Source organism: Nocardioides yefusunii (assembly GCF_004014875.1).
In the GTDB taxonomy this organism is placed as follows: domain Bacteria; phylum Actinomycetota; class Actinomycetes; order Propionibacteriales; family Nocardioidaceae; genus Nocardioides; species Nocardioides yefusunii.
Window position 1 is genome coordinate 3,264,488 of record NZ_CP034929.1, and the last position, 17,989, is coordinate 3,282,476.

Annotated in this window: 19 protein-coding genes; 12 read left to right on the top strand and 7 right to left on the bottom strand. The window is 68.9% G+C overall.

Going from position 1 to position 17,989, the window contains the following annotated elements:
• The first annotated feature begins 226 nt into the window (after positions 1-226).
• Entirely contained in the window at positions 227-640 is a 414-nt protein-coding gene (locus EOV43_RS15010; RefSeq protein WP_128222008.1) for a hypothetical protein, read from the top strand.
• A 99-nt stretch (positions 641-739) separates the two neighbouring features.
• The gene (locus tag EOV43_RS15905) at positions 740-871 is read left to right on the top strand and encodes a hypothetical protein (protein ID WP_277745797.1); all 132 of its coding nucleotides are present in this window, start codon (positions 740-742) and stop codon (positions 869-871) included.
• Between the two features lie 66 nt (positions 872-937).
• Here the strand turns inward: EOV43_RS15905 and EOV43_RS15015 are convergent, their stop codons facing one another.
• Positions 938-1,450: a 2'-5' RNA ligase family protein gene (locus EOV43_RS15015; protein ID WP_128222009.1), complete on the bottom strand. Its 513-nt coding sequence runs from the start codon at positions 1,448-1,450 to the stop codon at positions 938-940.
• A 199-nt stretch (positions 1,451-1,649) separates the two neighbouring features.
• Here EOV43_RS15015 and EOV43_RS15020 point away from each other — a divergent pair, with 199 nt between their 5' ends.
• The 4 genes from EOV43_RS15020 to EOV43_RS15035 all read left to right on the top strand — a co-directional run bounded on the left by EOV43_RS15020 (position 1,650) and on the right by EOV43_RS15035 (position 5,403).
• Positions 1,650-2,156, top strand: a complete 507-nt coding sequence (locus EOV43_RS15020; RefSeq protein WP_128222010.1) for a SigE family RNA polymerase sigma factor — start codon at positions 1,650-1,652, stop codon at positions 2,154-2,156.
• Entirely contained in the window at positions 2,156-3,805 is a 1,650-nt protein-coding gene (locus EOV43_RS15025) for a hypothetical protein (protein ID WP_128222011.1), read from the top strand. Before EOV43_RS15020 ends, EOV43_RS15025 begins: the two co-directional genes overlap by 1 nt.
• A 246-nt stretch (positions 3,806-4,051) precedes the next feature.
• Positions 4,052-4,612 carry an RNA polymerase sigma factor gene (locus EOV43_RS15030; protein ID WP_239022147.1) on the top strand — a complete coding sequence of 187 codons (561 nt, stop codon included), beginning with the start codon at positions 4,052-4,054 and terminating at the stop codon, positions 4,610-4,612.
• Positions 4,609-5,403: a hypothetical protein gene (locus EOV43_RS15035; protein WP_128222013.1), complete on the top strand. Its 795-nt coding sequence runs from the start codon at positions 4,609-4,611 to the stop codon at positions 5,401-5,403. The genes EOV43_RS15030 and EOV43_RS15035 overlap by 4 nt, the downstream gene beginning before the upstream one ends.
• Before the next feature lie 11 nt (positions 5,404-5,414).
• Here EOV43_RS15035 and EOV43_RS15040 read toward each other — a convergent pair whose 3' ends face one another.
• A complete protein-coding gene (locus EOV43_RS15040; protein WP_128222014.1) occupies positions 5,415-6,407 on the bottom strand; it encodes an esterase/lipase family protein in 993 nt (330 codons plus the stop codon).
• 279 nt (positions 6,408-6,686) lie between these two features.
• Here EOV43_RS15040 and EOV43_RS15045 point away from each other — a divergent pair, with 279 nt between their 5' ends.
• Positions 6,687-7,979, top strand: coding sequence for an oxygenase MpaB family protein (locus tag EOV43_RS15045; protein WP_128222015.1), 1,293 nt, complete (start codon positions 6,687-6,689; stop codon positions 7,977-7,979).
• Positions 7,980-8,081: 102 nt separating this feature from the next.
• Here the strand turns inward: EOV43_RS15045 and dnaB are convergent, their stop codons facing one another.
• Positions 8,082-10,679 (bottom strand): replicative DNA helicase, encoded by a 2,598-nt coding sequence (dnaB, locus tag EOV43_RS15050; protein ID WP_128222016.1) that lies wholly within the window; start codon positions 10,677-10,679, stop codon positions 8,082-8,084.
• 486 nt (positions 10,680-11,165) lie between these two features.
• Between dnaB and EOV43_RS15055 the strand changes: the two genes are divergently transcribed.
• Both EOV43_RS15055 and EOV43_RS15910 read left to right on the top strand, forming a co-directional pair.
• The gene (locus EOV43_RS15055) at positions 11,166-12,500 is read left to right on the top strand and encodes an MATE family efflux transporter (protein ID WP_128222017.1); all 1,335 of its coding nucleotides are present in this window, start codon (positions 11,166-11,168) and stop codon (positions 12,498-12,500) included.
• 147 nt (positions 12,501-12,647) lie between these two features.
• Positions 12,648-13,805: a collagen-like triple helix repeat-containing protein gene (locus tag EOV43_RS15910; protein ID WP_128222018.1), complete on the top strand. Its 1,158-nt coding sequence runs from the start codon at positions 12,648-12,650 to the stop codon at positions 13,803-13,805.
• A 94-nt stretch (positions 13,806-13,899) separates the two neighbouring features.
• On the opposite strand, the gene rplI is transcribed toward EOV43_RS15910, so the two are convergent.
• The 4 genes from rplI to rpsF form a co-directional block, all read right to left on the bottom strand.
• Positions 13,900-14,340: a 50S ribosomal protein L9 gene (rplI, locus tag EOV43_RS15065; protein ID WP_128222019.1), complete on the bottom strand. Its 441-nt coding sequence runs from the start codon at positions 14,338-14,340 to the stop codon at positions 13,900-13,902.
• A 14-nt stretch (positions 14,341-14,354) separates the two neighbouring features.
• Positions 14,355-14,591, bottom strand: coding sequence for a 30S ribosomal protein S18 (gene rpsR, locus EOV43_RS15070; protein ID WP_128222020.1), 237 nt, complete (start codon positions 14,589-14,591; stop codon positions 14,355-14,357).
• A 73-nt stretch (positions 14,592-14,664) separates the two neighbouring features.
• A complete protein-coding gene (locus tag EOV43_RS15075; RefSeq protein WP_128222021.1) occupies positions 14,665-15,261 on the bottom strand; it encodes a single-stranded DNA-binding protein in 597 nt (198 codons plus the stop codon).
• A 117-nt stretch (positions 15,262-15,378) separates the two neighbouring features.
• On the bottom strand, positions 15,379-15,669 hold the full coding sequence (gene rpsF, locus EOV43_RS15080; RefSeq protein ID WP_128222022.1) for a 30S ribosomal protein S6: 291 nt from the start codon (positions 15,667-15,669) through the stop codon (positions 15,379-15,381).
• A 268-nt stretch (positions 15,670-15,937) separates the two neighbouring features.
• On the opposite strand from rpsF, the gene EOV43_RS15085 reads away from it, so the two are divergent.
• The 3 genes from EOV43_RS15085 to EOV43_RS15095 all read left to right on the top strand — a co-directional run bounded on the left by EOV43_RS15085 (position 15,938) and on the right by EOV43_RS15095 (position 17,907).
• On the top strand, positions 15,938-16,765 hold the full coding sequence (locus tag EOV43_RS15085; RefSeq protein WP_128222023.1) for a deoxyribonuclease IV: 828 nt from the start codon (positions 15,938-15,940) through the stop codon (positions 16,763-16,765).
• A 69-nt stretch (positions 16,766-16,834) separates the two neighbouring features.
• Positions 16,835-17,248, top strand: a complete 414-nt coding sequence (locus EOV43_RS15505; protein ID WP_164878741.1) for a hypothetical protein — start codon at positions 16,835-16,837, stop codon at positions 17,246-17,248.
• Between the two features lie 179 nt (positions 17,249-17,427).
• Entirely contained in the window at positions 17,428-17,907 is a 480-nt protein-coding gene (locus tag EOV43_RS15095; RefSeq protein WP_128222024.1) for a hypothetical protein, read from the top strand.
• Positions 17,908-17,989 lie beyond the last annotated feature (82 nt).

Here is a 17,989-nt window from a genome sequence, read left to right on the forward strand (position 1 = left end):
GAAACAACGTCCCGCCCTGCGGCGTCGTCCACGGCCCATGGGACCCCGCCCCCGGCGTCGCTCGACCCCACTACGGTGACCTCGTTCGGGAGGTCCGGACGCCACACACTCTCGGGGGGCACGCATGGAACAGCAGCACGGACAGGGACTCCAGAACACGACGCAGAACACGACGCAGAATCAGGCGCCGAATCAGGCGCCAGGCACACCGACGACGCTCGGCGGCATGGAGCTGCGACGCCTCCAGGGTTGGATCATCACCGGCACCGGCGCGCTGGCACTGCTCGGCGCCTTCCTGCCCTGGGCCAGCGTGCTCGGCATGTCAGTGAGCGGCTTCAGTGGCGACGGCAAGATCACCGCATTCCTGGCGCTCGTGACGATCGCCCTCGGCGTGCTCCGCGGACTCGACCTGCGCGGTGGCACCTGGCTGGTCGCGGTCCCGGTCGCTGCGATCGCACTGGGTGGCGTGATCGCAGCGATCGGCATCTACAACTGGACTCGCATGTCGAGTGCGATCTCGGGGCTGGACACCGAGATCATCGACCTCAGCGTCTCCGTGGGCTTCGGACTCATGCTCACCACGCTCGCCAGGGTCGCCGTCGCAGCGTCCGGCGCCTTCGCCCTGCTCCGCAAGGCCTGAGCGGGTCCGACCACTCGGAAGCCGTCGGTCACGCAGAAATCTGGCGCAAATATGTGGCTTGGGTCACAATGAGTTTCCTGATTCACCGAGGAGGCCCCCATGCACCCGTCCCACACCCCTACCTCTGACGTCACGCCGGCTCCGTGGGTCGAGCCCGCGGTGATCACCGCCATCGCGTTCCTGTTCTTCCTCGTGGTGGTCGCAGCGATCACCGGACCGGTCTCCATCTGATCCAGCCACGTGAAGCCCCGACCGGACGCCGGGGCTTCGTGCGTGCGGGCTCTCCACCACCACTGCTCAGGCGCGGGCGACGTCCTCGATCAGGTCGAGTTCTGGGTCCCACCAGCGCAGCCGGTCCGCGACGAGTTCGCGCGGCGCCGGGGTGGCATGCAGGACGTCCAACGCGTCGGCCAACAACCGGCGCGACACCCGTCGGGCGAGCGTGACGTGCGGCGTCCAGACCGGATGACGCAACGTCGGGACGAGAGCCCGGATCGCAGCGGTCGCCTCCGCGAGTGCGGCGTCGGGCTCGACGAGGTGGGCGATCGTGATCCGTTGCCCGTGGCCCAACAGGATCAGGCCGCCGAGGCGGAGCGTCGTCGGGAGCAGGGGTGCGACCAGTTCGACCGCCTGTGGCACCACCGCCGGGTCGATCCCCACCGCCGCGGCGAGCGTCAGGTGCGGGGCGTTCGTCATGGAGCGGTGGTCGGCCTGCGACGGGATCCCGGCTGCCTTCAGCGCCTCCCACTGCGCGACGACGCCGGCCTCGGAGGCGGCGTCGAAGGAGAGTTCGAGGGCGTGGTCGGGCATGGACCAAGCCTACGGACGACTGACGTGACCCCACGACCGTAGTCGGACATGCACAACTCGCCATTGAGCCCCGATCAAGCCCCTTTGAGGGCCTTTTGCCTGTCCGCGTACGAAACCCTCCCCGTCCTGGGAACCAGGGCGGGGGCCCACCTCGTCGGGTCGGGCGAGAGAATCACCGACCGGACGCGATGGGGTGGACGTGACGACTGCTGAGCAGGAGTTCGACGAGTACGCGGCGGCGCGCTGGCCACGGCTGGTGCGTTCGGCGGTGCTGCTGGGCGCCCACGCGCAGGAGGCCGAGGACGTCGCGCAGACGACGCTGACCAAGGTGTGGCGTGCCTGGGGACGGGTGCAGAAGGCCGACGACACCGACGCCTACGTGTACCGGATCCTGCTGAACGCCTTCAACGACTCCCGACGACGGATGTGGCGCGGCGAGCACCCCACCGAGTTCATCCCGGACCGCTCCGAGCCTGACGCCACCGACGCCGTGGTGCTGCGCGACGCGGTGTGGCGGTCGTTGGAGCGACTGAAACCGGATCATCGCGCGGTGGTGGTGCTGCGGTTCTACGCGCATCTCTCGGAGGCCCAGATGGCCGTCGTGCTCGGGGTGGCCCCGGGCACCGTCAAGAGCCGGGTGGCGCGTGCGCTGCTGGCGTTGCGCAACGACCCGGCGCTGGTCGCCGTGAACGAAGAGGTGCAGTGATGGACAGGTTCATCGACGACGAGCAGATCGCCCGGACGTTGGGCGAGGTCGCCGCGCGCACCGAGGTCGGTCCGGTGCCACTGGCCGCGATCAAGGAGCCTGCGGAGCGTCGCGGCTGGTTCAGGCCGCTGGCGGCAGCCGCCGCGGTGCTGGCTGTGGTCGGCACCGGCGTCGGGCTCGGGGTGCTCGGCAACGGCAACGACGGCAACGACGGTCATTCAGAAGGCCTGGTCGCCGCGCCGGGGAAGCGTCTGGCCGGACTCGGCCCGGTCGTGGCGGAGGTCCCTGATGCGTGGGGCGTCCAGCCGACCTCTCCGTGCCATGAGCAACCGCAGAGCAGCGTGGTTCGCTACGTCGACGTCTCGAACTTCACGATGGAGTGCAGAGCCGATCTGCGCCCCGAACACACGCGACCCGACGGCGTCGAGTCGCTGCTCTTCCTCACCTCCGAGGACCCCAGCCTGGACCCGGAGGACGAGTACTCGAGCAACGACTTCTGCTCGGCGTCGGCCCGCTTCGAGACGCCGCAGGGCGGCTTCGTGTGGGTCGTCGCGGAGGCGTGGACCCCGGAACGAGCCACCGAAATGCTCTCGTGGGTCCGCTTCGTCGACGGGCCGGTGGGCCTGCCCGGACCATCGGCGACCCTGAACGCGCTCGCTCCGACGCTGAACGCCGCGTCAGGACGGTACGAGCTCTCCGCCGATCAGTACCTCTCCGCGATCGACGCCTACGTGACCCTCCTGGACGCCTACGACCTCGAGGTCGAGATCGTCGAGGACGCCACGGAACTGGACGAGTGGGAAGAACCGACGTTCTCGGTCTCCCCCGAACCGACGAGCGTCCTCGCGGCGGGCGACACCGTCACCGTGACCACCCACGGAATCGACCTGCCCGACGGCCTCATCCGGACCACCGCCGACACCGACGATGCGCCACCGACCGGCACCCGCCAGATCGGTCTGGGCGACCTGATGATGGACGTCCCCGAGGCGTGGGCCGGCGACATGGTCAAGTGCGACGTCCCGGTGATGAGCACCTTCGTGGTCGGGCTGCCCGCGTCGCGGGGCTGCTTCGCCTCGGTGCCGCGTCCGGACGACGTCGAGGTGGTCCGCTGGACGCGGGTGGAGGTGTTCACCGACTTCGTGGGCGAACCGGTCCGCACCGAGGAGTTCCTGGGCGTGAAGACCACGCGGTGGGAGACGCAGTGCGCGCCCTACGACGGCACGGGCCCGGAGGTCTGCACCGCGCAGGTGTGGTTCAACGGCGACGACTCGAAGGCGTACGTCGTGGTCGAGGCGCCGACGAAAGCACGCGCCGAGGCGCTGATCTCGACGCTGCGTCGCAGCGACACCCTGGTGGGTGTGCCCCCGGCCCCGGAACGACGCGACGGGTTCGCCACGCCTGCGGAGGTGACGGCCTACCTCGCCGAACTCAACGAGCTCGGTCTGGCCGACGTCGCCATCGGCGCGGAGGACGGGTGGGAGGACGCCGACGAGCTGCGTGTCACCGCGACCGTGCGGGTCGCCGACGAGCGGGTGGAGACCGGGACGATGGTGGAACCCTCGACCGCCACCGTCACGGTCGACGTCCAACTCAAGGACAGTCGGCCCGAGCCGCCCCTGCGCACTCCCTCCGTCCCCGGCGGCTGAGCGCCCCTGCGCACCGTCTCGTACGCAAACTGTGGGATTGATGCCACGCCACCGGCGTGTCCACGCATCAATCCCACAGTTTCCTCAGGCTGAGGCACGTTTCCGCAGGAAACTGACCGCGTGGTCCCCGGCCCGGCCGTGGAGCAGCTGGTCTGATCCACGCCGTGGTGCGTGAACGCGATCGGGGACTCGCGCGATGAACTGGGCATGAGTGTCCTTCCAGTCCCCCGTCCACCGGAGGTGTCAGTGCCTCCCGACCTCGACGACCATGCCGTGATCGCAGCCTCGCTGGATCACCCCGACCGCTTCGGCGAACTCTTCGAGCGCCACGCCAGGGAGTTGCACAGGTTCCTCTCCCGACGTCTCGGGGACCTCGCCGACGACCTGCTGGGCGAGGTCTTCGTCGCCGCGTTCGAGCGTCGTGACCGGTACCGGCCCGAGCTCGCCGACGCCCGCCCGTGGCTCTACGGGATCGCGTCCAACGTGGTCCGCACCCACCACCGCTCCGAGGCGGCACGCTACCGGGCGCTGGCCCGGGTTCCGTTGGCCCTGGTCTCCCCCGACGACTCACCACGCGCGGTCGACTCCGCCGACGCCGCCGCGGTCCGTCCCCGGATCGCCGAGGCACTGGCCCGGCTGAAGCCGGCCGACCGCGAGGTCCTGCTGTTGGTGGCGTGGGCGCAGTTGGACCACGCCGAGGTCGCGGCCGCGCTTGACCTCCCTCCGGGGACCGTCCGGTCCCGCCTCCACCGGGCACGCACCCAGCTGCGTCCCGTCCTCGACGACCTGCAAGGAGCACTCCGATGACGCACACCGACCCCACCGACACCGACCTCCGCCTCGTGGACCGCTTCGGCCCGGCCCCGACCGGCCCCGACGACGACGTCCTGACCGCCGCCCGACGACAGCTGCAGGAACACACCGCAGCAGCCCGACGGACGCATGCCCCCCGACGCCGCACCGCCAGGGTCGGCGGCGCACTCGTCGGGACCCTCGCTGTCGGGTTCGCCGGGGTGGCGGCCGCAACCGGCGACCTCGCCCTCGGCTACGACTCGTTCTCAGCCGTCTTCAGTCACTGGGGCGACGACTCCGAGGCCGGGTCGACAGGCCCCGCCACGGCCACCCGGGCCGCCACCCTGCCCGGTCCGGACGGGACGGTCTTCAGCGTCATGACGACGCCCGGCGACGCCCGTTGCTACACGTCGGTGCTGGAGACGGCGGCGAGCGCCGCCCAACCGCAGCCGACCTCGTTCGTGCCCACCTCCGACAACTTCTGCACCTCGGATCCGGACGGCGAGGGTTGGTCGGGAGGAGCCTTCAAGCTGGACGGCACCTCGTTCGCCTACGACATCCCGGGCGTCGACCTGTCCCCCGAGTACGGCCTGGCGGGGTACACGGGCAACGCCGGGGACGCGGTCCGCGTCGAGGTCGTCACCCCGGACGACACGACCTATCCGAGCGTCCTGGTGGACGGCATGTTCTGGGGGTGGTTCCCAGCTGAGGAGGCCGGCTACGTGGTCGGGTACGCCGAGGACGGTTCGGTCGTCGGACGTGACTACGCCGGCCGCGGCAACGTCCCCGGCGCCCCGGAATCCTGACGGGTGACGGCTCAGAGCCCGGACCCCAGGTAGGGCAGCACCGCGATGCACGGCACCTTCTTCGCCTCGGCAGGTGCCAGTGCATTGAGCACGTGCCGCCAGGTGCGCTCACTGAACCCGGTGGAGATGTGTTCGGACCTGTCCTTGGCGCAGCCGTCCTGGAGCAGGATGTTGGTGACGTTGCCCTGGCCGCCGAACGCGGTGGGGTCGCCGACCAGGAACTGGTTCTGCGTCGGGGTGGCGATCCAGTCGTACTTGGACGCGATGACGGTGTAGTGCGGTCCGGGACGGGTGTCACCGTCGCGGTAGATCTCCTCGGCCAGTTCGGTGCCGGCGATCTGCTGCCCGAACGACGGCAGTACGTGGCGCAGGATCGGGTAGACGATCGGCGCGAGGGTGTCCGGTCGCAGGATCCCGGACCCGTCGGTCCCGTGGTTGCCCGGCGCGATGCCGACGAGCTCGTTGACCTTCGCGGCGCCGCCGAGGAAGTTGATGTAGTAGTGCGGCAGCATCCCGCCGCCCTGTGACCAGCCGACGAGGTCGACCTTGTCACTGCCGGTTGTGGCCCGCACCTGGTCGACGAACGTCGCGAGTTCGACGGCCGAGGTGCGGATGTCACCGAGTCCCTGGAGTGGGAAGCGTTCGAAGGGCGTGATGTTGCCGTAGTTGAAGTGGAAGACGCAGAAACCGTTGTTGCGCAGGTAGGGCGACCCGGTGCTCCACTCCCAGCCGGCACCCGAGGTGAAGTTCACCAGCACGACGGGGCGGGGACGGCTCGGGGTGAGCTTGCAGGTGGGGTCGTTGGAGCCCGCAGGACTCCAGTGGGGCACGAAGGTGCGCGCGGCCATCCCCGACAGGATGGGGGTGACGTTGAAGGAGACCGGGAGCGGCTTCTTCGGCGGATCGGCCTGTGCCGGAGCGGTGAGCGCACTCACGAGGGTCAGTGCGAGGGCGGCGCTGAGACCGCCTCGCAGAAGTCGCTGGGTCAGGGTTCTCAGGGGCATCGTGGCGCCTTTCGCGAGGCGCTGTCAGGGCGACAGCGCCGTGAGCTTCGACGACGACTCAGGCGACGGGGAGTACTGGGACGGCCACCGGCCAGGAGTCGGCCTGACGACACCTACCCGTCTCCGGTACGGCTTGCCCCCGTCCCTACGTCTGTCCGAAGTACCTCGGCCTCGTTCTCCGGGCCGGGCGCTCGCGAACTCGGATGAGACGGACCGGGCAGACGCTGGTCCGTGCGACACCCTCGCCCTAGGTTGGAGGTCTGACCGGTCGGAGGGGACATGGCTCACGAAGCGCTCGTCGCGCAGGTTCGCAGGCAGGCCGAACTGCTGCCGCAGATGTACGCCCGCCTCGATCCCGAGGCGATCCCGGAACGTCTGGCCCTGGGCCCGGACGACCCCAGCGACCTCGACGTCGTGCAGGGGGTCGACCGGGCCGAGATCCTGGCCGACACCGACCTGGTGGACCTGCTCGTCACCGCCACCCGGCTCGGGGACGTCGTCGCTGACGCGTACGCGCTGCTGCTGCCGACGTACGGGATGCGTGGGCTGGTGGAGATGCTGCGCACGGCGTGCCGTGACGGCGTCGACGCGGTGCCGGACGCTCCGGCCGAGCTGCGGACGTTCATCGCCGCGATGGAGGCGACACCGTCGTGGATCGACATGGACCTGGTCCGTGAGGGTGCGCGGTGGGAGCGGATCGAGGCGGCGTTCGTGACGCCGTACGTCATCCGTGGGGCGTTCCTGGCGACGTTCCTCAACGCCTACGCCGCGCTCCCGATGGCGCTCACCGGAACTCTTTCGGGGCGGACGTCGGGGCGGCGGGTGAAGGAGACGGCGTCGTTCTTCGGGGCGACGGTGCTGCCCGGCGGCACCGACCGCACCGGTCCCGGGTTCGAGGCCGCGGCGATGGTGCGGCTCATGCACTCCTCGGTGCGGGTGCACGCGTTGCGCAGCGAGAAGTGGGACGTCACCACGCATGGCCTGCCGATCCCGCAGGCCGACCAGATGCCGGCCGGGATGATCAACATCGCGCTGACCTCGATGAAGGTGCTGCGTCAGGGACGCACCGAGTTCAACGCCCGGGAGCAGGCCGGCGTCGAACTGGCCCGCTACCGCTGCTTCCTGCTGGGTCTGCCCGACGAACTCCTGCCCGACTCCCCCACCGAGGTGCTGCGGGTGCTGTCGGCGCGCGCCGCGACGCTGCGGACCGCGTTCGACGACGACACCTGCGGGGCGCTGGTCCGTTCGACGTTGGCCGCGACCCTGCACCCCGACGCCGGACGCTGGGGTGCGGTGAAGGAGCGCTGGGAGCGGAGCTTCTCGACGGTGACGTTCGTGAAGGCGTTCCTGGCCGACGACTACGCCCGCGCCGCTGCGATGGGGGTCGAGGTGACGCGCGCCGACCGGGCCAGGGCGGTGGCGATGCTGCCGCTCGTCATCGGGCGGACGTTGGCCGTGCGTGGTCTCTCACGGGTGCCGGGCGTCGAACGTCTCGCGGACCGCTACGTCGTCGCGACCCTGGAACGACGCATCCGCGGGTACGGGCACCCGGAGTACACCGCGAGGGTGTGACCCCTGCCCAGCCCGCGCAATTGTGGGATTGATGCGGTGACACGCCGTCGGCGTGGCATCAATCCGACAGTTGCGCAGGCGAGCGGAGCGAGCCAGCGAGCATCAGTGGGCCATGTCGACGAAGCGCGAGTAGTGACCCTGGAAGGCGACGGTGATGTCGCGGGTCGCGCCGTTACGGTGCTTCACGACGAGCAGGTCGGCCTCACCGGGACGGTTCGACTCCTTCTCGTAGACGTCCTCGCGGTGCAGCAGGATCACCATGTCGGCGTCCTGCTCGATCGAGCCGGACTCACGCAGGTCACTCATCGCGGGGCGCTTGTCGGCACGCTGCTCAGGACCACGGTTCAGCTGCGAGAGCGCGATGACGGGGACGTCGAGCTCCTTCGCGAGGAGCTTGATCTGGCGGGAGAACTCCGAGACCTCGAGCTGACGGGACTCGACCTTCTTGCCCGAGCTCATCAGCTGCAGGTAGTCGATGACGATGAGGCGCAGGTCGTGCTTCTGCTTGAGGCGACGCGCCTTGGCGCGGATCTCCATCATCGTGAGGTTGGGCGAGTCATCGATGTACATCGGGGCCGCGGAGACCTCGCCCATCTTGCGGGCGAGCTTGTCCCAGTCGTCCTCCTGCATGTTGCCGTTGCGGATGTGGTTCAGGGCCACCTTCGCCTCGGCGGACAGCAGACGCATGACGATCTCGGCGCGCGTCATTTCCAGGGAGAAGAAGACGGACGCCATGTTGTTGTGGATCGACGCGGCACGGCAGAAGTCGAGCGCGAGCGTCGAGTTGTGGGTCGGGACCATGGAGCGGCCTGCAAGGTACAGGTGGTCGTCGTTGTCGACCTGGACGCAGCGCACAGGTACGGAGTCGATCTGCTTGACGTCGGTGACGTAGCGACGCCCGATCCTGCTGGTGTTCGCCGGACGCTCCTCCTTGTGCAGGAGGTGCTTGCGCTCGAGCTTGAAGACGTCGTCGACGGTGGAGAAGTTGAGGATGAACGCCGTGGACCGCGACTCGTCACGCCCAGCGACCGCCTTCGTGCGGAAGCCACAGCGGTAACCCAGGCTCACGACGAGTTCGTACACGTCACGAGCCAGACGCTCATCGGTGACCGCGAACTGGCAGGACCCCACACCGCGCACCACAGTGCCGTCGGTGTCCATGAGTCCGGCGAGCAGCTCACGACGCTGGGCCTCGGAAGCACGCAGGTAGGCGGCGGGGATGTGCTTGGCGTTGAGGACACCCAGTCCGCGCAGGAGCGCGGTGATGGTGCCGTGGTCTTCGCGGCAGGCCGCGCACGTGAACTGGCCGGTGCAGGGCTTGCCGCAGCCCGGGCAGATTCCGTCCACCGCGGCGACCGCGTCCGGCAAGGTGATCGAGTACAGCATGTCGCCACGGTGAGTGACGACGTATCCCTTGCCCTCGATGAGCATCGGAATCTCGGGAGTCTCCGAGGTGATCCGGCCGCTGGCGGAATGCCCGTCGCCGAGCCAGGCGCCGAGGACGTACGGGTCGATCGGCAGGTTCTGCTCCGCGCCGACCAACGGCGCCGCGTTGACGATCGCGTGGTTGGCACGGGCGTCGGCGCCCACCCGCACCGTTGCAGCGATCTGCTCAGTGGTGACCACCGAGGCATGGATGCGCTGGTTCTTCGAACGGTTGTACTCGTTCTCCGCAGCCCACTTCGACTTCCGTGCAGCCCGCGTCTCGGTGAGCCACTGGTGCTCACCGTCCGCGACGATCACCGTGCCGTCGGAGAACGTGACCTCGTAGCAGGGCCGCTCAAGCATGACCTCGGTGGCTGCCACCACCTTGGTCGGCCTGCCGTCCGCATCGATGAGCTCGTCGCCCACCGAGACTTCGCCCATGGTGGTCCACCCGGTCGGCGTCGGCAGCGGAGTGTCGAGAGCCAGCGCCTTACCCATGGCGGGACGAGCTGCGACGATGATCATCTGACCGCCGTGCAGACCGTTGGTGAGTTCGTCGAAGTCGGCGAAGCCGGTCGGGACGCCGTAGACGCCCTTCTCACGGTTGCCGATCGCCTCGATCTCGTCGAGGACGTCGTTCATGATGTCGCTCAGCGGGACGTAGTCCTCGGTGGAGCGCTTCTCGGTGAGCTTGAAGACCTCGGCCTGCGCCTGGTCGACCATGTCGTCGACCTGGCCCTCACCGGCGTAACCGATCTGGACGATCTTGGTGCCGGCCTCGACGAGGCGGCGCAGGACCGACTTCTCGCGGACGATCTCGGCGTAGTACGCGGCGTTCGCAGCGATCGGGACGTTCGCGGCCAGCGTGTGCAGGTACGGCGCGCCACCGAGCTTGACCAGCTCACCACGACGCTGGAGCTCGGCGGCGACGGTGACCGGGTCGGCGGGCTCGGAGCGTCCGAAGAGGTCGATGATCGCGTCGAAGATCGACTCGTGTGCGGGACGGTAGAAGTCGGTGCCGCGGATGATCTCGCCGACCTCGGCGATGGCGTCCTTGGACAGCAGCATCGAACCGAGGACGGACTGCTCGGCGGCATTGTCCTGGGGCGGGGTGCGGTCATTCGCGGCGCGAGGGGCCTTGCCCGGCTCGTAGGCCGCGGGGCCGTCGCCCCAGCCGTCGAACGCGGGCTCGAAGCCTGCGTCGAACGACGCGTCGAACGCGGTGTCGAAACCGGGCTCCTCGGCCGGAGGGAGGTTCGTCTCGCCAGTGCTCATGGGTCCTCCGGGGAAGTACGTCTGCTCGAGCGGGACGCCGTGCTCGCGGTCCGCAGATCACCATCATTGCGTGCCGCCGGGAGACCCCCGCGTTCTCGCGGAACATACGTCCTGAGGGTCCTACCGAACGAAGCGACGAGACCCCGTTTTCCACACCCCCTGTGGAAAACTGTGAAATGACAGTGGAAGAACAGTTCACAACTGTGTGCACAGCTGTGGACAACCGTGGATCAACTCACTCTGCACTGGCCCTGACCTGCGGAAATGAGTTTTCACAGTTGTGCACAACAAATACTTCTCCACTCGGAACCGACTCGCTCGTCGCTCTGCAGTTTTGTCGACAAGCTCGACCGCGAGGCGTTGCCGAAGAGTTATCCACCGGTTGTCCACAGGCCGGAAAACCGTGCCGTACCCGAAATTTCGCCGCTGACCTGCGCATTTGCACAGAGGTTCGAACCGCCCCCTCCGCATACCTAGACTCGGGGAGTGAGAACGACAGACCGCGAGATCGTCAGACTGGCCGTTCCGGCCTTCTTCGCCCTCGTCGCCGAACCCCTCTTCCTGCTCGCGGACACGGCCGTCGTCGGCCACCTCGGGACCGCTCAACTGGCCGGTGTCGGCATCGCCGCCGTGGTCATGCAGACCGTCGTCGGGCTCTGCGTCTTCCTCGCCTACGGCACCACCGCCGGCGTCTCCCGCAGTCTCGGCGCGGGTGACACCCGACGCGCGATCTCTCTGGGCGTCGACGGCATCTGGCTCGCGATCGGGATCGGGGTGGCCGCCACCCTGGCGCTGCTCGCCGTCCTCGATCCTCTGATCGCAGCGTTCGACGTCTCCGCGGGTGTCGCCGGGTCCGCCCACGACTACCTCACCGTCGCGGTCCTCGGCATCACCCCGCTGCTGGTGATGCTGGCCGCCACCGGCGTCCTGCGCGGCCTGCAGGACACCCGCACCCCACTGTGGGTGGCGGTGGGCGGCAACCTCGTCAACGTCGTCCTCAACCTGCTGCTGGTCTACGGCATCGGGCCCTTCCCGGAGATGGGCGTCGCCGGTTCCGCGCTCGGCTCGGTGATCGCCCAACTGCTCAGCGCGCTCGCGCTGGTCGCCGTCGTCGTCCTCGCCGCCCGACGCCACCAGTCCTCGCTGCGCCCCGACCTGCCCGGCATCCGCTCCGCCGCCCGCGCCAGCGTCCCGCTGGTGGTGCGCACCCTGGCCCTGCGGGCCGCCCTCCTGGTCGGCACCTGGTCGGTCGCGGCCTCCAGCAGCCCCGACGGCGCAGAGATCGCGGCGCACCAGGTCGCGTTCACCGTCTGGACGTTCCTCGTCTTCGCCCTCGACGCGATCGCGATCGCCGCCCAGGCCCTCACCGGACGCGCCCTCGGTGAAGGCGATCGTGCCCGCGCCGAGCTCCTCACCCGACGCATGATCGCGTGGGGCCTGTGGAGCGGAGTCGCAGCCGGCGTCGTGCTCGCCGCACTCGCCCCGTTCCTGGGAGCCCTCTTCACCGGCGACGACGCCGTGCGCGACCTGCTGCTCCCGATCCTGCTGGTCGCCGCCGTGGGGCAGCCGGTGGCCGGCGTCGTCTTCGTCCTCGACGGCGTCCTGATCGGTGCCGGCGACGGCAGGTGGCTCGCGCGGGCCGGCGTCGGGACGCTCGTGGCCTACGCGCCGTTCGTGCTGCTGGCAGGAGCCCTGCTCGACGGCACCGCGGCACTCGTGACGGTCTGGGTACTCTTCGCGTCCCTTTTCATGGGGGTGCGCTGTGCGTTCCTGCTGCACCGCGTCCGCGGTGGCGGCTGGATGGTGCTCGGAGCCTCCTGAACCCGAGCGACGTCCACTCACCGGTCCAGTCCAGGCGGAAAGAATGCTCGCTGAGTGAGATGTCAATGGATCGAAGGGTCTCCCTCGGTGCGGACTGCCTCATTTTGGGTAACCGACACTTCTCAGATCCTCACCCAAGGAGCGCGCATGCGCCACCCCCTCACCACTGGACTCGCCGCTCTCGCGCTGAGTGCCGCCTCGTTCACCGCCCTGCAGGCCAACGCGGCAGATCCGGCCGGACCCACCACCGTGACCTTCACCGATGCCCTGAACGACACCGCGTGGAACGCCGGAGCCGTCGGTACCGGCGACATCCTGATCGACCTCGCGCGCATCGAGCTCACCACCACGACGACGTCCATCCGGGTCGAGAGCTTCTTCAACTCCGCCGTCGCCGTCTCCGGCTGGTCATGGGACACCCTGACCCTCAACCTCGACACCGACGCGGACGGCATCATCGACCACTACGTCCTCGTCGACGAGTCGTCGAAGACCGCGACCCTGTTCAAGCGCACCTCGACCGGCGACGTCCGCCAGGGTCCGGTGACCTACAGCGTCACCTCCGGCCTCAACGGCGCGATCGCGGTGGAGATCAACCGTCTCCTGCTCGGCTCCCCGTCGAAGATCCGGCTGAACGTCACCGCGCAGCAGAAGTACGGCAACTCGGCCGTGGTGCGGGACTTCTACCCCGGTGGGCTCTCCGACGTCAACGAAGGGCGCCTGACCCTCCTCACGAACACCATCGACGTCTCCTCCGACACCACTCCCGTGGAGATCAAGCCCGAGGACCCGTTCACCCCGGTGACGCCTGGGACGCCCACCACGCCCACCACACCGACGACGCCGACCACGCCCACCACGCCCACGACGCCCACGACGCCCACGACGCCGACCACGCCGACCACGCCCACCACGCCCACCACGCCCACGACGCCGGGCAAGCCGGGCAAGCCCGGTGCCGACGGTCAGGCAGGCACCCCCGGAAAGCCAGGCCAGAACGGTACCAACGGCCCCTCCGCCGTCAAGACCAAGCTCACGATCAAGCTCACGAAGAAGACGCAGCGCGTCGGCAAGGCCCCCGCCAAGGCCAAGATCAAGGTCAAGGCCACCACAGGCAAGGCCAAGGGAACCCTCGTCCTGCGCGTCAACGGCAAGGTCTTCAACACCGTGAAGGTCAACGGAAACAAGACCTACACGATCAAGCTCTCCAAGAAGCTCAAGCGTGGCAAGAAGCTGGTCCGGGTCACCTTCGTCCCCCCGCCAAGGCAGGCACCAGCCAGCGCGCGATGGCCCAGACCTGGTTGACGGTCAAGCGCTGACCCCGAGGTAGGTCCCACACAGACCGAGGCCCGGTCTCCCCACGAAGGGGAGGCCGGGCCTCGGTGCTGAAAAGCGAACGTCAGGCGACGGTGACGGCCACCGAAGCGGTGACGTCCTCGTGCAGCTTGACCGACACCGTGTAGGTGCCAGTGGTCTTGATCGGGTTACCGATCACGACGGTGCGCTTGTCAATGGTCTCGCCAGCAGCCTCGGAGATCGCGCCAGCAATGTCCGCGACGGTCACGGCGCCGAAGAGGCGGCCGTTCTCGCCGGAGCGGACCTTGAGGACAACCTTGGCAGCCTCAACGGTGGTCTTGATCTCAGCAGCGTGAGCAGCGTCGCGAGCAGCGCGGGCCTGGCGGGCCTTCTGGATCTGCTCGACGGTCTTCTCGCCGCCCTTGGTCCAACGCATGGCGTCGCCGCGCGGGATGAGGTAGTTACGGCCGTAACCGTTCTTCACCTCGACGATGTCGCCAGCGGAACCGAGGCCGGTCACTTCCTGGGTCAGGATGAGCTTCATATTCCTGGCTCCCTTCAGCGTCCGGTCGAGGTGTACGGCAGGAGGGCAACCTCGCGGGCGTTCTTGACCGCCATGGCGACGTCGCGCTGGTGCTGGACGCAGTTGCCGGTCACACGACGCGCGCGGATCTTGCCACGGTCGGAGATGAACTTGCGAAGGAGAGCGGTGTCCTTGTAGTCGACACCGGTCGCCTTCTCCTTGCAGAACTGGCAAACCTTCTTCTTGGGCTTGCGAATCACTGCCTTGGCCATTGTGGTGCTTCCTTTCTAGAAGCCCGGCCGTGAAGCCGGAATGGTTGAGGTGTTGATCGGGAAATCTGTTGGATCAGAACGGGGGCTCGTCGCCACCGACACCGGGGGCACCCCACGGGTCGGGCTGGCCACCAGCCGGGGCACCGTAGCCGCCGCCACCCATGGGGGGCTGAGCGGGCTGCTGTGCCCACGGGTCCTGCTGCACGGGGGCAGCCTGGGGAGCGCCGAAGCCACCACCCTGGGGGGCGCCGAAGCCGCCGCCACCCTGGGGAGCGCCACCGCCGAAGCCACCGCCGCCACCACCACGGGAGGCGCGCTGGACCTTGGCGGTCGCGTACTTCAGCGAGGGACCGATCTCTTCGACCTCGAGCTCGATGACCGAGCGCTTCTGGCCGTCACGGTCCTCGTAGGAGCGCTGCTTCAGGCGGCCCTGAACGACCACCCGCATGCCCTTCTGGAGCGACTCGGCCACGTTCTCAGCGGCCTGGCGCCAGATGGAGCACGACAGGAACAGAGCTTCGCCGTCCTTCCACTCATTGGTGGCGCGGTCGAGCGTCCGAGGGGTCGAAGCGATCCGGAAGTTGGCCACGGGTGCACCCGAGGGGGTGAATCGCAGCTCCGGGTCGTCGACCAGGTTGCCGACCACGGTGATGACGGTCTCGCCTGCCATGTCAGGACTCCCTTTTCTGATCCATCAGAGGTTGTTGCGGTTGTTCACCGCTGCACGTCGATCGTCATCGTTGCCGAGACTGCCGACGCTTATGAAGGAAATTCGTCAGGCAGCGCTTCAGCGCTTGCCCGGGCGGATGACCTTCGTGCGCAGGATGGACTCGTTGAGGGTCAGCTGGCGGTCCAGCTCCTTGACGGTTGCCGGCTCGGCAGTCAGGGAGAGGACGGCGTAGATGCCCTCGGCGTTCTTCTTGATCTCGTAAGCGAGACGACGACGTCCCCAGATGTCAACGTTGTCGACGGTGCCACCGTCGGCGGTGATGACATTCAGGTACTTCTCGAGGGACGGCTCGACAGTGCGCTCGTCGATGCTGGGCTCGAGGATGACCATCACTTCGTATGCACGCATAGCGGGTCTCCACCTCCTGTGGACTCATACGGCCACGGACTTTCCGCGGCAGGAGGGCTTGCGTTCACGGCTACCGACTACGGACGCCGGGCCGAGTTTCCCTGGTGCACACCCGAGAAGGGGCAGACACACAGAGAACTCCAGCAGGTTACCAGTGGGCTCGACGGCCGGGGCAATCCCGGCAGGACCGGCCTCAGCACCCGCGCGCGCGAGCACCGCGCACGCGTGCGGGTTCTCCCCGCGGCACCGACCTTCCTAGACTGACCCCATGACCGCTGCGCCTGCTTCGTCGACCAGCCCCGCGTCCGTCCGGGTCGGAGCCCACGTCGACGCCGGCGACCCCATCGCCGAGGCGGCCGCCCGCGGCCTCGACGTCGTCCAGATCATGATCGGGGACCCGCAGGCCTGGAAGGGCCACGAGGTGGCCTACCCCGGTGGCGCCGAGGCGCTGAAGGAAGCGGCCGAGGCAGCCGGGATCGACGTCTACGTCCACGCCCCGTACGTCATCAACGTCGCCACCACCAACAACCGCATCCGGATCCCCAGCCGCAAGCTGCTGCAGGCCCAGATGGACCTCGCCGCCTCGATCGGAGCCAAGGGCCTGGTGGTCCACGGCGGTCACGTCAACAAGGCCGACGACCCCGCCAAGGGCTTCGACAACTGGCGCAAGGCCGTCGAGGCGACCGACATCAAGGTCCCGCTGCTGATCGAGAACACCGCCGGCGGCGACAACGCCATGACCCGCTACCTGGAGCGGATCGCAGGCGTCTGGGACGCGATCGACGGCGCCGAGGGCGCTGACCGCGTCGGCTTCTGCCTCGACACCTGCCACGCCCACGCCGGCGGCAACGCCCTGGAGACCGTCGTGGCCGACGTCATGGCGATCACCGGCCGGGTCGACCTGGTCCACCTCAACGACTCCCGCGACGCCTTCGACTCCGGCGCCGACCGGCACGCCAACCTCGGGGACGGCAACGTCGACCCCGAGCTGCTCGTCGCGATCGCCCGCGAGGCCGGCGCACCGGCCCTGCTGGAGACCCCCGGCGGAGCCGAGGCCCACATCGCCGACGTGGCCTGGCTGCGCGCGCGTCTCTGACGCCCGACGCCCCGACGCCCGACGCCCGGCCAGCGCCCTCCCGCCCCATCCCTCTCCTGGAGCCCTCCCGTGAAGAACGTCCTCCGCACCGCCGCCCTCGCCGCCACCGGTACTGCCCTGGTCCTGGCCGGCACCGCCTGCGGCTACGCCCAGTCCGACCCGGAGAAGGCCGTCCAGGCGATGATCCAGGCGCTCGTCGACGGTGACGGCGAGAAGGTCTGCGACTGGACCCTGGGCAGCGACGGCAAGCCCGTCGAGGGCCAGGAGCGCACCACGTGCCTGGAGTCCGTCGACGTCTTCCCCGACGAGAAGAGCCGCGACGCGGCCCGCGAGGAGTACAAGAAGATGACGGCCAACGGTGCCGACGTCGAGACCGACGACGACCGGGCGACGCTGACCTACACGGTCAACGACGACACGAAGTGGGTCGTGGAGATGAAGCAGCTCGAGGGTCGCTGGTACTTCGTCGAGTCCCACTCCTGAGGCGTCCTGCGTCGGGGGCACACCTCGGCGAGATCCCCCTCCTCCTTCCCTGACGAGCCGCTGGGCAATCAACGGTCCAGACCTGTGCCCCTTCCGCGCAGGACGTCACGGAGAGCGCCGGTGAGCAAGGGCCGCGCGGGCTAACGTCCGCGACGACGGACAGATCACCAGGAGGTTCCATGTCGCTCACCCGTGCCCTCGCCGGACTCGGTGTCGTCGCCGCTCTCTCGCTCACCGCTGCCTGCGGTGCCGACGACGAGCCGGCCGCGAAGCCGACGAGCCGCCTCACGATGTCGGCCGACAACACCGAGGCCCCCGCAGCCTCCCGGACCCCCCAGTCGGCGGAGGACGCCGACGGCCCCGCCGCGGTGGCGCGCGCCGCGGTCAAGGCGATGGCCGAGAAGGACTACACCGGCTACTGCGCCCTGTTCGACGCCAAGGGCGAGGCCCCGACCACGGAGCAGGTCGAGGACTGCGCCACCTTCATGGACGGCGTCTTCACCGACGACGTCGCCGCGCAGGCCAAGGCCGCCCTGAAGGCCGGCCCGAGTGAGGTCTTCGAGGCCAAGGGCGCCGCGACCGTCACCTACAAGGGGCTCGGCTCGGAGAAGATCGACCTCGTGCTGATCGACGGCACCTGGTACGCCACCAACGGCTGAGCTCGACTCCTGCAGCGCTCCACGAGCACTCTCTCGTCGCTCCCTGCCGCCGAGCCCCCGGACGTCACACCGCCGGGGCCGT